This window comes from Clostridium sp. (assembly GCF_036642255.1).
Lineage (GTDB): Bacteria > Bacillota > Clostridia > Clostridiales > Clostridiaceae > Clostridium_J.
In genome coordinates, this window is sequence record NZ_JAVWDJ010000009.1 from 49,021 (window position 1) to 67,296 (window position 18,276).

The 18,276-nt window shown below is 32.1% G+C and carries 13 protein-coding genes and 2 riboswitches; of the genes, 1 reads left to right on the top strand and 12 read right to left on the bottom strand.

What is annotated here, in order from left to right; genetic code table 11:
- The 7 genes from hemB to RR409_RS07005 form a co-directional block, all read right to left on the bottom strand.
- Positions 1–969, bottom strand: a complete 969-nt coding sequence (gene hemB / locus RR409_RS06975; protein ID WP_332557017.1) for a porphobilinogen synthase — start codon at positions 967–969, stop codon at positions 1–3.
- Positions 970–1,160: 191 nt separating this feature from the next.
- Entirely contained in the window at positions 1,161–2,630 is a 1,470-nt protein-coding gene (gene cobA / locus RR409_RS06980; RefSeq protein WP_332557018.1) for a uroporphyrinogen-III C-methyltransferase, read from the bottom strand.
- 108 nt (positions 2,631–2,738) lie between these two features.
- The gene (hemC, locus tag RR409_RS06985; RefSeq protein ID WP_332557019.1) at positions 2,739–3,617 is read right to left on the bottom strand and encodes a hydroxymethylbilane synthase; all 879 of its coding nucleotides are present in this window, start codon (positions 3,615–3,617) and stop codon (positions 2,739–2,741) included.
- The gene (locus RR409_RS06990; RefSeq protein WP_332557020.1) at positions 3,586–4,245 is read right to left on the bottom strand and encodes an NAD(P)-dependent oxidoreductase; all 660 of its coding nucleotides are present in this window, start codon (positions 4,243–4,245) and stop codon (positions 3,586–3,588) included. The genes hemC and RR409_RS06990 overlap by 32 nt, the downstream gene beginning before the upstream one ends.
- 23 nt (positions 4,246–4,268) lie before the next feature.
- Entirely contained in the window at positions 4,269–5,510 is a 1,242-nt protein-coding gene (locus RR409_RS06995) for a histidinol-phosphate transaminase (protein ID WP_332557021.1), read from the bottom strand.
- Positions 5,511–5,579: 69 nt separating this feature from the next.
- Entirely contained in the window at positions 5,580–6,542 is a 963-nt protein-coding gene (gene cbiB, locus RR409_RS07000) for an adenosylcobinamide-phosphate synthase CbiB (RefSeq protein WP_332557022.1), read from the bottom strand.
- Positions 6,543–6,581: 39 nt separating this feature from the next.
- Positions 6,582–8,087: a cobyric acid synthase gene (locus RR409_RS07005; RefSeq protein WP_332557023.1), complete on the bottom strand. Its 1,506-nt coding sequence runs from the start codon at positions 8,085–8,087 to the stop codon at positions 6,582–6,584.
- Between the two features lie 248 nt (positions 8,088–8,335).
- Positions 8,336–8,510, bottom strand: a riboswitch (cobalamin riboswitch).
- Between the two features lie 212 nt (positions 8,511–8,722).
- On the opposite strand from RR409_RS07005, the gene RR409_RS07010 reads away from it, so the two are divergent.
- Entirely contained in the window at positions 8,723–11,014 is a 2,292-nt protein-coding gene (locus RR409_RS07010; RefSeq protein WP_332557024.1) for an MASE3 domain-containing protein, read from the top strand.
- 108 nt (positions 11,015–11,122) lie between these two features.
- Here the strand turns inward: RR409_RS07010 and RR409_RS07015 are convergent, their stop codons facing one another.
- From RR409_RS07015 to RR409_RS07035, 5 genes are all read right to left on the bottom strand, one after another.
- Complete coding sequence (locus RR409_RS07015; RefSeq protein ID WP_332557025.1) at positions 11,123–13,567, bottom strand: YhgE/Pip domain-containing protein; 2,445 nt, start codon at positions 13,565–13,567, stop codon at positions 11,123–11,125.
- 220 nt (positions 13,568–13,787) lie between these two features.
- Positions 13,788–14,354, bottom strand: coding sequence for a TetR/AcrR family transcriptional regulator (locus RR409_RS07020; protein WP_332557026.1), 567 nt, complete (start codon positions 14,352–14,354; stop codon positions 13,788–13,790).
- A 230-nt stretch (positions 14,355–14,584) separates the two neighbouring features.
- Positions 14,585–15,769 carry a cation:proton antiporter gene (locus RR409_RS07025; RefSeq protein WP_332557027.1) on the bottom strand — a complete coding sequence of 395 codons (1,185 nt, stop codon included), beginning with the start codon at positions 15,767–15,769 and terminating at the stop codon, positions 14,585–14,587.
- 83 nt (positions 15,770–15,852) lie between these two features.
- A riboswitch (Fluoride riboswitch) is annotated at positions 15,853–15,911 on the bottom strand.
- A 110-nt stretch (positions 15,912–16,021) separates the two neighbouring features.
- Positions 16,022–17,692: a ribonuclease J gene (locus RR409_RS07030; RefSeq protein ID WP_332557028.1), complete on the bottom strand. Its 1,671-nt coding sequence runs from the start codon at positions 17,690–17,692 to the stop codon at positions 16,022–16,024.
- A 160-nt stretch (positions 17,693–17,852) separates the two neighbouring features.
- Positions 17,853–18,038: a helix-turn-helix domain-containing protein gene (locus RR409_RS07035; protein WP_332557029.1), complete on the bottom strand. Its 186-nt coding sequence runs from the start codon at positions 18,036–18,038 to the stop codon at positions 17,853–17,855.
- Positions 18,039–18,276 lie beyond the last annotated feature (238 nt).

Genomic DNA, 18,276 nt, shown 5'->3' on the forward strand with positions numbered 1-18,276 from the left:
TTACATCTCTTTAATCCACTTACATGCATCTATGGCAAAGTAAGTAAGAATAATATCTGCTCCAGCTCTTTTTATTGAGGTAAGCATTTCAAGGGTTGCATTCTTTTCATCTATAAGACCATTTTCAGCTGCTATTTTAAGCATTGCATATTCTCCACTTACATTGTAAGCTGCAATTGGCATATTATATTTATCTCTAGCTGCTCTAATAATGTCTAAGTAGAATATAGCTGGTTTAACCATTACTATATCTGCACCCTCTTCTATATCGGCTTCTATTTCTCTAAGAGCCTCTTTAGAATTTGCTGGGTCCATTTGATAAGTTTTTCTATCACCAAATTGAGGAGCTGAATCTGCTGCTGCTCTAAAAGGACCATACATTGCAGAGCTATATTTTGCGCTATAGCTCATAATAGATATATGTTCAAAACCATTTTCATCTAATATATCTCTTATAGCTTTTACTCTTCCATCCATCATATCAGAAGGAGCTACCATATCAGCACCAGCTTTAGCATGGGACAATGCTACTTGTGCAATATATTTTAAACTTTCATCATTATGTACTTTTTCATCAACTATAATACCGCAGTGACCATGGCTTGTATATTGACACATACAAACATCTGTAACTAGAAACATTTCTCTATCTAATTCTTTTATTTTAGCAACAGCTCTTTGAACTATTCCCATTTCTTCAAAAGCAGATGTACCAACTTCATCCTTGTGGTCAGGAAGTCCAAAAACCATAATTCCTTTAACCTTAGCTTCCTTAACTTCGGCTACTATTTCATGTAATCTATCTATTGACCAATGGTATTGTCCTTTAAGTGAAGGTATTTCTTTCTTTATATTTTCTCCTTCTACAACAAAAATTGGTAATATGAAATCATTTGGATTTAAAATTGTTTCTCTTACCAAACTTCTTATAGCTGCATTTTCTCTTAATCTTCTATGTCTTTTGTACATGTTATTTCCTCCTAAAATCACCCTTTGCAGGTGTTTATATAAATTTATTTCACTTTCTGTGTCAAAGGATTTTTAACACAGATACTTCTCTATTTAAATTCTTGAACTCTATAATAATGCTATTGATTTTATTTAAGTGATTGGTATGAAGCTTGAAACTTTTAAAATGTTGTTAAAGATCTTTAAAAGTCTTATAGTAAGTTTCTATGTTCTAAAAGATTTCTTACAATACCTTCATTACTACTCTCATTACATTGCTCATAGGTTATGTTATTGTTATCTAATTCTTTAGATGTTATAGGACCAATAGATATAACTTTCTTTTCCTTTATGGCTTCAAGTCCCACAAGAGTTATCATATTTTTCACTGTACTAGGACTTGTGAAAATCACTGTGTCGGCTTCCTTAAACTGTGCTAAGTTGTTATTTTCTCCGAGTACTGTTTCATATATGTGACAGTCATCTACTTCACAGCTAGCCTTAGTTAGGGCTTCCACCATAAATGGTCTCCCACTTTTAGAACGTGGCAATAAAATTTTATCACCCTGGTTTAAAATAGGTTCCATTGCTTCAAATAACTTTTCGCTTACAAATTCATTAGCAGTTAAATGTGGTATAATTCCCCTACTTCTTACGGCTTTATCACTAGCTGGTCCAATAGTTACAAACTTTGCTGTAATGCTTCTTACATCTATATTGTTTTCCATTAAAGCATCAAAGAAAATATTTGCCGCATTAACACTGGACATAACTATATATTGATAATCCTTTAATTTATGTAGAAATGGTGTTAGCTTTGACTTAGTTTCCTTAATCTTAATTGAATTTATTTCAGTGACTTCAGCACCTAAGTCTTTTAATTTTTCACTTATTTCTTCACTTTGTTCTTTAGTTCTAGTTACGCAAATATTTCTTCCATATAGTGGTTTCTTTTCAAACCAATTTAACTTATCATGAAAATTAACAACTTCCCCAACCACAATAATAGATGGGTTAGATAAGCCCTTTTCCAGTGCTAAAGTTCCTATATTTTTTATATTTCCTATAGCTTTCTTTTGCTTAGAAGTTGTTCCTCTCATTACCACAGCAGCTGGAGTATTTTCATCCATTCCATTGTTTATTAACTCTGAGGTTATTCTTTCTAAGTTTTCAAAACTCATCATAAAAATCAAGGTTCCTTTAAGCTTCGCGATTACTGAAAAGTCTAAATTAAGTTTATCTACACTTTTCCCAGTGAAAACATGAAAGCTTTGTGCTATTTTTCTATGAGTCACAGGAATTCCTGCATAGTTTAAAACTGAAATTGGAGATGTTATCCCTGGAATAACTTCAAAATCTATATTTTCCTTTAGAAGTGCTAAGGCCTCTTCTCCACCACGGCCAAAAATATAAGGATCTCCACCCTTTATTCTTCCTACTGTATGTCCTTCTTTAGAAAGAGTGATTAGCATTTCATTTATTTCATCCTGAGTTTTATAATGACTTCCTGGCTCCTTACCACAATAGTAAATACTTGCATCACTATTTACATATTTAAGAATTCCTTCTCCTGAAAGCCTATCATACATTATTGCTGTACACTTTTTTAATGCCTTTATTGCTCTTAAGGTGATAAGTTCCTCACTACCAGGACCCCCACCAATTAAATATACTTTACTCATGTTTTTCTCCTTAATAAAATCAAATTACTAAATAATATGATTTTCCTAGCCTTGATTAAGTGCATATATGATATTTCAAAACATTAGGTATCGCTTTACTATAATTATCTATAGTTTTTTGCTAAGTATCTTTTCTGCAAGTTCTTTACCTAAGCTTATATAATTTTCTTTATTGCCACTTACATTGTCCCTAACAAGATCACCATCTACTTCATAAATTCCTACTAAATTCAACATGTCTCCATGTAGGGTTGCATAAGCTCCAATAGTACTACTGCAGCCTCCTTCAAGCTCCCTCATAAAACTTCTTTCCGCTTCCACACAAATTCTCACCACTGGATTATCTAAAGATTTGAAAACTTCACTATTTCTACAATTCTCATGAATTTCAATTCCAAGAGCTCCCTGTCCAATAGCTGGAATCATTTCATTTGGTTCAAAGTAGTCTGTAATAATACATTCCATATCAAGTCTTTTTAGTCCAGCGGCAGCTAGGATAATACCATCTAAGTTTTCACTTTCTATCTTGGCAATCCTAGTTTGAACATTTCCTCTAACAGGAACTATTTCAACATCTGGTCTAAGAACTTGAAGTTGAGCTGCTCTTCTTTTACTGCTAGTTCCTACTTTGGCTCCTGGCTTTAAATCCTTAAAATGTACTCCATTCATGGAAACAAAAGCGTCTCTTACATCTTCTCTTACAGGCATTGCTGCAATTTCAAAACCCTCTGGCATTTCATAGGGTACATCCTTCATGCTATGAACTCCCGCATCAGCATGACCTTCTAATATTGCTTTTTCTAATTCCTTTATAAAAAGACCCTTGCCACCGATTTTATCAAGGGTTACATCTAATCTTTGATCCCCTAAAGTGTCTGTCAAAACCTTTTCACACACAATATTATGAGTCTTCTCAATAAGCTTCATAACATACTCTGTTTGTACCAAGGCAAGCTTACTTTTTCTCGTAGCTAATTTTAAGTTCAAAATCAAAACCTCCATAAAATAAATTTAATATTTCTTCTCCATAATGCTTCTCAAAGAAAAATAGAAAGTCTTCAGACGATATAAACTCTAAAACCTCTGACTTTTTATGAAAGTCACCAATATTATTTCTAACATGGGTTGCAAAGAAAACATAATCATCATATTGCGTTAGATACTGTTTTACCTTATTTGCTAAAAATTGAGAAGTCTTTGGATTCTTGCCTTTAATCCGTACTCCAACACTTACTTCCTTTGTTGAGGTCATTGCACATAGGGTTGCCATAGACTCTTCTGGCATAGTAGCATCAATATAAACCTTACATTCCTTATCACATAGCACCCTAATACGCCTATTTAATTCTTCTTTATTAGTACAAATCACCACTATATGATAATTTCTAACAATTTCATCTTTAAACTCTTCTACTATAAGTTTCAAAGTTTCACAGTTCAATTGTAAAAACTCTTCATTAAAATTTGGTGCAATGCAATGTACCACAAATCCCTTTCTTAGAAAGGATTTAGCCTTAATCAAGGCTGCTTTTCCACCACCTATGACTAATACTTTTACCTTCTTAGAATTAATGGAAAGAAAGGTGAAATCTTCAACTTTATTTTCTATTTCCATAACACTTCTCCAGTACAATAAAATTATATATTTTCTGCTATAACCTCTAATGTTTTAAGTAATACTTCATTAGAACTTCTGTCTTTAATAGCAAGCCTTACATATGAATCATCTAGCCCTACATAATTATCGCAATTTCTTATTAGTATTCCATGATTAAGCATGTGATCATAAAGTTTGCCACTACTTATATATTTTAACTTACAGAGGAAGTAATTTCCGTAACTTATGTACACTTTTTCAATAAAACTAATATTACTTAGCATATTGTACATATACTTCCGCTCAGTGTTTATCCAAGCTTTTGATTTATCAATGAACACCGCATCCTTAAGAGCATATTTAACTGCAAGCTCTGCAAAGCAATTCACTGACCAAGGATTTTGGGTATTGCTGAAATAATGCATTAGTTTTTCATTCCTAGTAATACCATATCCAAATCTGATTCCTGGCATACCAAAGAACTTAGTAATTGCCCTTACAATTACAATACATTTGTATTTATCTATATATTGGATAATGCTCTTATCATAATCTAGTACAAATTCAATAAAAGCTTCATCTATAATAACCAATTTATTTAGCTTTTCACACATATCTAATATGCGCATAAATTTATCTGCATCAATAATACATCCATTGGGGTTATTAGGATTTCCTATGATAAGTGCTTCAGTATTTTCTAACTTTAAAAGTATATCCTCGTAATCATATTCCATACCTTGATTAAGATATGAATAGTTAATGCTAACCTTATATTTCTTGCTGAAATCCTCATATTCCACAAAGGACGGAACCACAATTGTTATGGATTTTAAACTACTTATTATTAAGTCTAAAATCTCTGATGCTCCATTTCCTACAAGAATATTTTCTCTAGTAATCCCCTTTAGATAGTCACTAGTTACCTTTAATTCTCTAACTTCAGAAGTAGGTTTAAGCTTTTCTAAAGTCATTTTTGGTGCACTATACTCTTCATCTAAGAAACTTCCCTGTATATACTTTCCCTCAGAAAGCTCAGTTGAATTTTCACTTTCATCCTCAAACTTTAGAAAATAGCTTTCACTTTTTTTAAGGTATTGTATTATATCATCCTTTAAAGTCCTGTATTTTACATCAGGATATAAAATCACCATTTCTAAAGCTTCTTTAATTCTTGAAGAAAATTCTTTTGAAATTGGTAATGGATTAATGTTTGAACTATAATCTAGTATTTTCTTCCCCTCTAATATGCCGTGGCTATACACATCTCCGCCATGTTTCACACTTTCACATCCTTACTTCCCCTGTTAGATACTCACTCATGAATTTTCTCATGTAATTTACTTATATCCTCATATTAAAATATATAACGCAGCAAAAACTAATAATAAAATTTCACTTATGTACATTAATTTTCCTGTTTCAAAAATATGAGTTGCTTTTAACTCCACCACATTATCACCTATAGTTGGTTTGTACATTACTTCACCAAAATATCTATTTGTTCCACCAAGCTGAACCTTTAATGCTCCAGCAGTGGCTGCTTCAGGATAAGCACAATTAGGACTCTTATGATTTTTTCTATCTCTTATCATAATCTTAAAGGTTTTAAATATATTTCCTCCAAGGAAAGGTGCTCCTAAACACATTAACATTCCTGTGATTCTTGCAGGGATAAAATTAAATACATCGTCTGTTTTCGCTGGGAAAAACCCTATATATTTAAACTTTTCATTCATATATCCTAGCATAGAATCCATGGTATTAATTCCTTTATACAGCATAGCCAAGGGTGCTCCACCAACTATTGCAAAAAGCAAAGGTGCAATTATTCCATCGGAAGTATTCTCACTAACAGTTTCCACTGTAGCCCTTATAATTTCATGTTCATTTAGGTCCTTTGTGTCTCTTCCCACAATATAAGACAACTTAAGCCTAGCTTCTTCAATATCTCCAGCAATGAGTGGCTTATATACATCTGCCCCTGCACTATATAAGGATTTTGCTGCAATAGTTGTCCAAATCATCAATACATTAATGCCATGGAAAACATAAATGTTAACCTTAGCAATAAAGAGAATAATATAAGGAATTAAGTAAGTTAACATTGCAACTATTACTACAATTAAGCCTCCAGAAATTTTAAGTGCTTTATTTGAATTGAATCTATTTCTAAAGAAACTCTCTAACTTGCTTATTAACTTTCCAATATAAATAATTGGATGTGGAAGCCAGTTAGGGTCTCCTAAAACAAAATCTATAATAGCAGCTATAACAACATAAATTATATTTAGTTTAATATCAAAGTTAAACATACTATCCTCCTTATAGATTTAAGTTATTTCAATGCATTTCTATTTTTTAAGATTCATTATTTCATATATCTTATTCATATCTAATGAATTTCTAACAATATCAGCCAGTTTATCTAACTCTTTATCTCTTAAACTTTCATACACCACTGATTTTTTAGGTTCTATACCTTTTTTATCTCTAAGTTTATTTACAATAAACTCTCTGAAATTAACTCCATCAAAAACTCCATGAATATAAGTACCCATTACATTTCCAGCTTCATTCACAGCTCCATCAGTGTATTCTACAGTTTCATTATTCTTTTTATTAATAATAAACAATGGCTTAGAATGTTCTCCTATTGTGGTTTTTCCCAGGTGGATTTCATAGCCATAAAGAGGTATTGCCTTATCATTATTTATACAATTTAACTCTTCATTGCATACCTTAGCTTCCACCCTTGTAGTTACCTTTTTCTCTTCGAAAACCGTTGTAACATCTAAAAGTCCTAAACCTTCCATAACTTTTAAGTCTGTCTCTATTCCTAGTGGATCTTCTAAGGTTTTCCCTAGCATTTGGTATCCACCGCAAATACCTAGAATTTCTCCATGTTTACTATGCTCTAGAATTCTTTCATAAAGCCCTGAAGTCTTTAATGCTTCTAAGTCTCCCAAGGTGTTTTTAGTTCCAGGTATTATTAGTAAATCTGGATTTTTAAACTCTTTTACATTAGTTATGTATCTTAGAGATACATCTTCCTCACAGCTTAATGCATCAAAGTCAGTAAAATTTGATATGTGTGGTAGCTTAATCACTGCAATATCAATTTTATCTGTAATTTCTTTATTAAGATCGACAGCCCCATCTTCATCTTCCAAGGCTAAGGTAAAATGCGGAACTACCCCAAGACATTCCTTTTTTGAAATATCCTCAAGCATTTCAAGACCTGGCTCTAAAAGGGCTATATCTCCTCTAAACTTATTTATAATGGTTCCTTTTACTCTTTCTCTTTCATCATCACTTATAAGCATTAAGGTTCCAACCAACGAAGCAAATACTCCCCCCTTATCAATATCTCCCACAAGAACAACCGGCGCATCTACAAGTTCAGCCATCCCCATATTTACAATGTCATTTTCTCTTAAATTTATTTCTGCAGGGCTTCCTGCCCCTTCCATTACTATAATATCAAAATTATTTTCAATTTCCTGAAACTGTTTTTTTAGTTCATCCTTAAATTGAACTTTTAGGTTATGATATTGTTTTGCATCACTATTACCATAGATTTCTCCATTAAAAACAATCTGACACTTCTTGTCCGTAGTAGGTTTAAGAAGAATGGGATTCATAAACACCTGTGGTTCAAGTCCTGCAGCATAAGCTTGAAGAACCTGAGCTCTCCCCATTTCCTTACCATCTAGTGTTATGTATGAGTTAAGGGACATATTTTGAGATTTATAAGGGCAAACCGAGTAGCCATCCTGTTTAAAAATTCTACAAAGAGCAGTAACTAAAATACTTTTTCCTACAGAGGAAGCAGTACCTTGCACCATGATTTTAGCCATAACAATAACCTCACTTTACATATTATTTTCAACTAACTTTCAGAAGAGTAATTGTCCTACTTTGTACATTCACGATTTTTCTTCTTTACAGTAACCTTTGATGATACTTAAATACCCAATCAAAAGCCCAGAGAAAAATGAACTTGTGTATTATTTAATAAAACGAAAAAGGTGAACCCAAAGGTTCACCTACTATTACAAATATAAAAAATTATACTTTTAAATAACAATAGTTCTTTCCCTCCGAAAGCTTATTCCAAAATTCAGGCAGGTCTCCTGGCTTATGAATCTTCCTACACCTTACCTTCCCCTTGCGAGTGGTTTATTAAGGTTCGTCCTCATTTACAGTAGCGGGGGCTGCTGTGGAATTTAACCACATTCCCTTTTCACTTATTTAAAAGCACCTAAATGTCCTATTTAGTTTTTCATGGTAATTATAACTTTAAATAGAGGTTAAGTCAACAACTTAAAATCTAGTGACACCCCCAATATTTTGTAAAACAAATATTATATAAGAATATTTGTTAAGTAATAATACCTAGTAAACTATAGTAATAATTTGTAATAATATAGAATATTCTGTAAAGTAATGTTATATTTAGTCCATATTTAAAGTATTAAAGGAGGACTAAAAAATGGAAATGACAGTAAAAAACAAAAAAACTTCTGAAGGTCTGATTGGCAGGCTTTCAAAAAGGTATCTATTATTATTAATATCAGCGGTAATACTTATTTTTGTAACAAAAGGCAATTGGGAAGAAAATTTAGTTTTATATCATACTATATTAGAAGGGTTTTGTACTTTTTTTGCGTTGGGTATGTTTTCCATAGCATGGCATAATTATTCTCGTTACTCTTTAAGTGTTCGCATGCTAGGTTTTGGATTCTTATTAGTAGGTATTCTTGATGTGCTTCATACCTACTATTTTTTGAATCTATATGGATTAAGACCAACATATATTAATTTATCCTGGTTCTTTTGGATATTAGGAAGGTTTATGCAAGTATTGGTGATATTTTTATCTACTTTAAACATTAGAATTAAAATTAATAAATTTATAAAATTGTTATTTGTAATAACTATATCATTAATAGTGGTATATATATCACATATTAATGGCAGTTTTACCAAGCTAATTACATCTACTGTGGTTTCAAATTATTTCAGGATAACCATGGAGATTGTAATTATTGCTTTGGCAATCACTTCTTTGATAAGGATAAAAAGTAAAATTCAAATTAAAAGTGAGTTAGATTATTCTTATATATTTCTATCTTTATTAATACTTATATCATCTGAAATACTTTTTTTAGCACTTGGGGACTCAATGGATCTAATTTGGCTTATAGTACATATTTTTAAAATAGTATCTTACTATCTGATGTATAAGGGTGTTTTTATAAGCGCCATCGTTTATTCCTATGATAGTCTGGAAGCTAAACATAAGCAATTAGAAGTGGCCTACGAGAAAGTAACAAAAGCAAATTTGGAAGTAACTAACCTGTCTGAGACCTTAAATGATGTTCTCGACGCTCTACCTTTAGGTGTGTTCATGTATGATGAAAATAGTAAGATAAACTATTTAAATAAAAAGTTTGAAGAAATATTTGTATGTGATAGAAATGATGCAATAGGTATTACAACAGGAGAGTTTCTTGCGAAATTTCCTAGACTTGAAGATGATGAAAGCCTCCTTTCTGATAGGGTTCTATCAGGAGATAAAAATGCCATGAATATTATTCGAACTTATAGAGTAGGAAATGGAGAATATAAGAAACTATCAATAAAAAACAATAGAATTAATAATGGGGTTCTGTCTTTGCTAAAGTGTGCAAAAGAAGAACAAGAAATTAAAAATCTTCATCTTCAAACTGAAACCATATTAAATGCTGTGAATAATGCAATCATTATGATAGATAGAAATAAAAAAGTGGTTCTTTGTAACAAAGCTGCGGAAAGAATTTTTGAGATAGATAAATCAGAACTCTTGGGCATGGATATAGACAAGCTAAATGATCTATTATTGTTTGAAAAAAAAGAAAACCCTAATAAAATCTTGTCAGGAGAAAAACATTATGATGAATGTGAAGCTTCCCTAAGGACCATTAAAGGAAATAAAGTAGATTTAATTGTCTATTCAGCACCTATAAAAAATATTGATGGTGAAATAATAGGCGGAATTAGTGTTGATACTGATGTAACAGAAATAAAAAGACATCAATTAGCTATCCAGCAACAAGAAAAATTAGCTCTATTAGGACAGATGGGTGCGGGGATAGTACACGAAACAAGAAATTTCCTCACCACAATAAAAGGCCGTTGTCAATTAATTGAAGTAAATGTATGTGATAAAAAAATAAAGGATTACGCAAATAAAATTAATAAAGATGTTGATGAAGTGAATAGAATAATAAGCGAGTTTCTATTTTTGTCCAAGCCTAGAGAGGTGTTGCTTGAGGAAATATCTATGCTTGATTTATTTGAAACTGTTTCAAATACTATTGAGAATACTTCCTTAACTAAAGGCGTAGATGTTACTCTAGATATTTCCAAGGAAGAAAGATACATACTTTGTGATGAAGTTCAAATTAAGCAAGTTGTATTAAATATTTGTAAAAATGCTGTGGATGCCATGAATGAGACTGATAATCGCAAGCTTAAAATAGAAACGGGATACTCTGAAGGTACTAATGAAATGTATATAAAAATAACTGATAACGGTACAGGAATGTCAAAGGAACAACTTGAGAAAATTGGAACTATGTTCTATACAACCAAGAAAACTGGTACAGGCTTAGGATTAAATGTATGTTATCAAATTATTAAGGATCATAAAGGAAGAATTGATGTAGAAAGTATCCTTGGAGAAGGAACTACATTTACAATTACTCTCCCTTGTATTGCTGATGAAGAGCTGGATGATTAGAAAGATACCTTAAAATTAATTATATAGTTACCTCATATTAATCCAAATCCTAGTAAAAAAAGAAGTCATGATTACTCATGTCTTCTTTTACTTTATAAATATTTTATATTATGCTTCTACTTCTTTTCTCTCTTCCATTCTAAGCTGTAATAGTTCTCCTCTTTCTTTTAATAACATAGAAATTCCAAGGAATACAACTAAGATTACCGATAAAATTAATATATCATGTCCAATTAAGCTTAAATTATTTCCAGATATTATTTCTCTTAATGCTGATACGCAGTAAGTAAATGGCATATAAGGATTTATAACCTTAAAGAACTGTGGAACTAGTTCTAATGGGAAAGTTCCTGCACAAGAAGTTAATTGAAGAATCAATAAAACTATAGCAAGCAGTCTTCCCGCATCACCTAAGCTGAAAATCAAACATTGTATTATTGCTATAAAAGATAATGACATCAATATATTAAATAAGAAATATAACAATAAGTTTTGTGGTTTTAATCCAAGAGCCAAAACTGCTATACTCACAAGCACAGCTTGTAAAGTTCCTATAAATCCATAGGATAAATATTTACCAAGCACAGTAGCAATTGGTCCCGCATCCATGCTATCCCCAACCTTAGAAGAAATTACAAAAAACATCATAATAGCTCCCACCCATAATGATAATGGGATAAAATAAGATGTAAAGCCAGTACCATAATCCTTAACCGCATTCACCGCATCATCCTTCATGACAATAGGCTCACTTACAAACTTAGCCATGTCCTCGCTACTGTTTACGAGGTTTTTATCTAATTCATCTGCACCTTCATTTAACTTTTCTGATAATTCTATAGAACCATCTCTTAACTTTTCACTACCATCCTTTAGCTCTGGTATTTTGTTATTTAATTCTCCTAAGCCTACATTTAATGCCTTTGAGCCCGCTGATAACTGATTAACTCCTGAAACTAGTTCTGGCATCTTAACTTTTAACTCAGATAATCCACCATTTAGTGCTGTTGCACCAGAAGCAAGACTATTAGTTCCCTCAGTTAATTGTGGCATTTTTCCTTTCAACTGTTCTAAGCCACCTTTTAACTGTGATGCTCCTTCACCTATTTCGCCAGCTCCATTAGCTAAATTATCAGTTCCTGAAACTAATGTGTCCATTCCAGATATTAAGCTAGGCTTTCCACTATAGCCATTGTTTACTGCAGCATTTAACCCTTCAATAGCTGTTTTCAAGCTTGGCTTGCCCTCTGAATCTACATTAACACTATTATTTAAAGCACCCATTGCAGTTTTTAGTGACGGTTCTGTTGCTCCTTTATCCACATTTACTGCTGAGTTTAAAACCCCTACCATTTGTGCTAGTACCTGTACTCTTACAGTATCATCTGTTGCTGAATTATACTGTTTAGTTAAAGCGCCAATAACCTGATCTGTTGACATCCCATTAGATGATGGCACTGCACCATTATTTACTGTGTTGTTAAAAGCACTAAGTGCCGCAGAAATGCCTGACACTCCCTTATTTATGCTACTTACTCCTTGAACTAAGCTAGGAGAATTAGGACTTCCTACATTTACATCGTTATTTAAACTTTGTAAAGAATACCCTAGGTCACCTACACTATCCTTTACTTGTTTAATTCCTTGTAATAAACCTTTTAATCCATATGTGAGACCTAAAGGTTTTCCATTAGAATCCACCGCTGTAGTGTTTAATCCCTCTGATAATTTATTAGTTCCATCATAAAGGATATTTATTCCTGCAACCATTGATGGAGTGTTTTCATTTAATGAATTAATTCCATCCTTAAGCTGTGAAGAACCACTATATAACTTACCTACTCCCTCTTCCATCTGGGAAGAGTTACTATTTAACTTCCCAAGCCCCTCTGACAATTTAGTAGAACCATCATAAAGTTGATTCACTCCATCTGCCATCTCTGGAACCTTATTATTTAAAGTGCTTATTCCATCTGAAAGTTCCTTACTTCCATCTGCCGCTTTTCTCATGCCATCTTTTAATTGGTATAAATTATCGAAAGTAACTTTAGTATATTCTTCGCTAACATTTTGTACTATCTCAGCTTTCAGTTTATCCTCAACTCTTCCCCCTATCTGTGCTGCGAGAAAATTTTTCTTCTCATTAGCTGAATAAACAATAGAAGGTTGTTGTGGCTTTCCATCTTTAGCACTGATAATCTTTCTAGAAAAATCTTCGGGGATTACAAACATGGAATAATATCCATCACTTTCAAGTCCACTTTTTCCTTCCTCAAGTTTAACAAAATGCCATTGCACCTCTTTATTATCCTTTAGGTTTTCTAATATATCTTCTCCATAGTTTACTGCTTCTCCATCTTTAGTTCCTCCTTTATCAAGATTTACAAAGGCTACAGGTAGCTCTTGAAGTCTTGCATAAGGATCCCAGAAAGCAGCTAAATAAAGCAAGCTATAAAGCAATGGTACAATTATTATTGCTACAACTGAGACTCTGATGAACCTGTTTTTAAAGATACTAGAAATATCTTTCCAGGCAATCTTTGCAAATTTCATATTCCTCACCTCATTTATATTTTTGTACTGACTGGTCAGTTTAGTTATACTCCTTTTTAAGTTTAAAGTCAATATTGTTTTTAAAACCTTATAAGAAAGTTCATTAGTCACTGATTTAACCTAAACAAAGCATATCCGATACTTTATAATCCTGGATAAATAAAAAAATAAAAAGGGCTGCCTCATAATGCATAAATATGCTATATGATCAGTCCCTTCACTATGCTTTTAAGCCTCTTAAGCTGTATTCGATTAATTCTTCCACTACGTTATCTAAATCAATACTATCTATATTTATAACCTCATAAACCGCTGCAGAGCATAGAGTTCCAAAGAAGGCATAGGACATAAAGGATGCATTACCTTTTCTTACAACTCCAAGTTCCATAGCCTCTTCAAAGAAATCCTTAATTTCCTCTATAAAAAAGCCTAATTTATTTCTTAACTCTACTTGTCTAATCTCCTGACCCCATAACTGGCTCATGAGTACTTTGAAAAAGTCCTTATTTCTATACAATATAAAAAGCTGAGCTTTACATATTACTCTAAGTTTTTCTAAAGGATTTACCACAGTCTTAATATGTTCTTTTAATTCTTCCACCATTACCCCAAGTCCTTCTTCAATTATAAAGTTAAAGATTTCTTCCTTACTTTTAAAATGGTAATATAGTGTTCCCTTTGCTACTCCTGCAACCTCAGCCACTTGATCCATGGTAGTACCATTATAACCATGGCTAGAAAAAGACTTTATTGCAGCTTCAAATATAGCTGTTTTTGTTTTATTCATTTTTAATCACCCCAAACTTAATAAAGCAGTTCAAATGCTTTAGATCATATGTTAAAAATTAATCATAACTCAAATAGATTTAAAATAGGATTCTAATCCTTAGAAGATAAAATGTTATTCATAAAATATTATGCCTTAGTTTATCTTTCCTAAATCTTAGATTATAATAACATAGTTTTGCTTATTATACTACTTAGTATAATTTTTTTTAATAATCAATAAGATGTTGTTTATTCTCCCATCTGTAGCAATCTTGTTGAAGAAGCATTTATAGCAATTGCTCCTAATGGTGATGTAATTAAAATTGATAGAACTGCTATAGCTAAAATAACTTCTCCTGATGCCACTCCTAAAGATAATGGCACTGCTCCTATAGCTGCTTGAACAGTAGCCTTAGGTATATAAGCAATAACACAGAACACTCTTTCTTTCCAGTTTAAATTTGTTCCCATCATAGAAATCAAAACTCCTAGACTTCTTCCAACAACTCCAATTAAGATAACCACAATTCCCATAGCCCCTGCATTAAGTGCTACTCCTACATTTACCTCCGCTCCAACTAATACAAAAAGCAATATTTCTGCAAAAATCCATATCTTATTAAGCTTTAAAGAAAGTCTTTTTCCTACATGAGGCATCTTTTCAAGAATTATAAATCCAATAGTCATAACTCCTAAAAGCCCTGCAATTTCAATCTTACTTTTTAATAAAGTTTCTAGGGCCGTTAATAAAACTGATGCTCCTATAATAAGCAGTACTTTCTTTGTATCTCTAATATGATATTTTTTAAATACTCTTACCATAATAAACCCTATAATAGCTCCTGCTCCAATTCCTAGAAGAATTGAAACTGGAATTCCTAATAATTTTATTCCTATGTTAACATGATTTCCACTATATAGTCCTAAAAAAGTACTAAATATAGTGATAGCAAATACATCATCTATAGATGCTCCTGCTAAAATCAAGGTTGGTATACCCTTATTGGTTCCGAGCTTTCTTTCCATAAAACTAAGCATGGCAGGAACTACTACTGCTGGCGATACCGCCGCAATGATAAACCCTAGTATTCCGCCTTGTATAAAAGTGAATCCCAAAAATTTCATAGCTGCAAAGGCAATAAAGAATCCTTCAATTAATCCCGGAATGCAACTCATCTTAATTGCAGTTTTTCCTACCTTATTTAAATCTTCCCTACTAATTCCAATACCTGCTCTTAATAAAATAATTATTAGAGCTATTTTTCTAAAATCTCCTGAGGCACTTAAAACTTCTGGTTGTAACAAATTAAAACCATATGGTCCTAAAAACACTCCTAAAATAAGCATTCCTAAAAGTCCTGGTAGCTTTATCTTCGTAAAAAGTACATTTGCTAATAGGCCAAGTATAACTATAATTCCTAAACTAGTTGCCATAATATTTTTCCTTTCTTATAAAAACATAATGTTTTCTAACCCGTAATTAAACGCAAAAAAATCCTACAGGTATACCTATGGTACTGCCTGTAGGAGTCATTAGCATAATGCGGTTCAGGTGAACTCCATCACCTTTAACTTTATAAATTAATTTTACTAAACTTTCTGGAAGTTGTCTATAGCACTTCACATTGTATAAGCTATATAATTTGAAATTAGTTACTTCTTATTTACCTATACTCATTTAAGCTCTTAAACTTCCATAATTATTGGCATAATTATTGGACGTCTTTTTGTTTTAGCATATAAAAACTGACCTAAAGAATTTCTTATAGATGTTTTCATAGCTATCCAATTTATAGTCTTATTATCTAAGCACTTCTCTACTTCACTTCTTACAATATCCCTTGCTTCATAAATAAGACCATCAGATTCCTTCACATAAACGAATCCTCTTGTTATAATATCAGGACCTGCAGCAATGCTATAAGAAGCTTTTTCTATGGTAACAACCACAGTTAGAATACCATCTTGAGATAATAATCTTCTATCTCTAAGTACTATATTTCCAACATCTCCAACTCCAAGACCATCTACCATTATTGAACCTGTTTGAACTTTTCCTGCCACTCTTGCTTCTTTGCTGTTTATTTCTAATACTTGCCCAGTTTCTCCAATAAAGATATTTGCTTTATCCATTCCTAATCTTTCAGCTAGCATTCCATGTTGTATTAAGTGTCTGTATTCTCCATGAACTGGCATAAAATACTTAGGCTTCACTAGAGTATGAATTAACTTTAACTCCTCTTGGCATGCATGGCCTGAAACGTGAACTTCTTCTAAAGCATCATATATAACTTCTGCGCCTCTTTTAAACAATTCATTTATAACATTTGATATACACTTTTCATTTCCTGGTATAGGAGATGCGGATATAATTACTAAATCTCCTTTTGTTATTTGAATACTTCTATGTGTACCTGCCGCAATTCTTGTTAGTGCAGACATAGGCTCACCTTGGCTACCAGTAGTCATTACTGTAATTTTCTCACTTGGGTACTTGTGAATTTGGTCGATTTCAATAATAGCACCTTCTGGAATATGCAAATATCCAAGCTCCATTGCAACTTTAGATATTCTCTCCATACTTCTTCCACTGAAAGCAATCTTTCTTCCATGTGAAATAGCTGAATTTGCGATTTCTTGTAATCTATGAATATTCGTTGCAAAAGTTGCTACAATTACTCTTCCACTTGCCTTATCGAAGATTCTATTTAAAGATTCTCCAATCACCTTTTCTGATAATGTATATCCAGGACGCTCTACATTAGTACTATCCGCAAGAAGTAATAAAACTCCTTGTTTTCCAAGTCTTGCAAAGCGCTCTAAGTCCATGATTTCACCATCAATTGGTGTGTAATCTATTTTAAAATCTCCAGTGTGTACAATTCTTCCAATAGGGGTATGTATAGCTAATGAACAAGAATCTGCTATACTGTGACTATTTCTTATAAATTCTACGCTTATATCTCCAACCTTAATAACGCTTCCTGGTTTAACAACATTAAGTTCGCAATCTGTAAGGATATTGTGCTCTTCTAATTTATTCTTAACTAGTCCTAAAGTTAAGCACGTTCCATACACTGGCACATTAATTTGTTTTAATATATAAGGTAATGCCCCTATGTGATCTTCATGTCCGTGGGTCAAGAAAAACCCCTTTACTTTGTCCTTATTTTCCACCAAATAGGTTGCATCAGGAATAACTAAGTCCACACCATACATATCTGCTCCTGGAAAAGAAATCCCGCAATCTATTACAATAATTTCTTCTTTATACTCTATTACTGTAATATTCTTACCAATTTCCCCTAACCCGCCTAATGGAATAATTTTAATCTTATTTTTAACCTTGCTTTTCAATATATGTCCTCCTAATTTCTATAAATTTCTTTTGTTTTATGTTTATATCTCTTCTTTCTATTTGTTTTTTACTTGTGTGAATAAAACTCGTCATTAACTCTATTTAATAAAGGAATAGCTCCTAGATTTTCTATATTATAATAATTAAAAGTTATTAATTTTATATTCTTTCTCCGCGCTTTAACTTCTCAATAAATTCTGATAAATCACTTTTCTTTACTCTCCAGTGCCTGCCAATTTTAAAAGCTGGAATTTTCCCCTCTTGTACTAATTTATAAGTGGTAACTTCGCTTATTTTAAAATACTCTGCAACTTCGCTAACTGTCATAATTTCATTATCATTCATTACCTTTTGCTCCTCTTCTATCCAACCTATTAACTACATTTAATTTTACCAAGGATTTTTAAATACTAAATGCTATAAATAGGATTTTCCCTTTATCTCATCTATTTCATAACTATTATTTTCATAAAGTAAATTTTCAAGATATATTAACTTGCAAAAATTCAAACAAAAAACCTAAAGGTTATTTATTCCTTAAAAAGTCAATTTTGTAATAACAAACATCTTTTACTCATATGAA

Excerpts from the sequence above, each read along its gene's own strand:
- RR409_RS07005 (WP_332557023.1), bottom strand. The coding sequence starts at position 8,087 with ATGGCTAAAATCATGGTGCAAGGTACTGCTTCCTCTGTAGGAAAAAGT.
- RR409_RS07015 (WP_332557025.1), bottom strand. The coding sequence starts at position 13,567 with ATGAAATTTGCAAAGATTGCCTGGAAAGATATTTCTAGTATCTTTAAA.
- cbiB (WP_332557022.1), bottom strand. The coding sequence starts at position 6,542 with ATGTTTAACTTTGATATTAAACTAAATATAATTTATGTTGTTATAGCT.
- RR409_RS07020 (WP_332557026.1), bottom strand. The coding sequence starts at position 14,354 with ATGAATAAAACAAAAACAGCTATATTTGAAGCTGCAATAAAGTCTTTT.
- RR409_RS07025 (WP_332557027.1), bottom strand. The coding sequence starts at position 15,769 with ATGGCAACTAGTTTAGGAATTATAGTTATACTTGGCCTATTAGCAAAT.
- RR409_RS06990 (WP_332557020.1), bottom strand. The coding sequence starts at position 4,245 with ATGGAAATAGAAAATAAAGTTGAAGATTTCACCTTTCTTTCCATTAAT.
- hemB (WP_332557017.1), bottom strand. The coding sequence starts at position 969 with ATGTACAAAAGACATAGAAGATTAAGAGAAAATGCAGCTATAAGAAGT.
- RR409_RS07010 (WP_332557024.1), top strand. The coding sequence starts at position 8,723 with ATGGAAATGACAGTAAAAAACAAAAAAACTTCTGAAGGTCTGATTGGC.
- RR409_RS07035 (WP_332557029.1), bottom strand. The coding sequence starts at position 18,038 with ATGAATGATAATGAAATTATGACAGTTAGCGAAGTTGCAGAGTATTTT.
- cobA (WP_332557018.1), bottom strand. The coding sequence starts at position 2,630 with ATGAGTAAAGTATATTTAATTGGTGGGGGTCCTGGTAGTGAGGAACTT.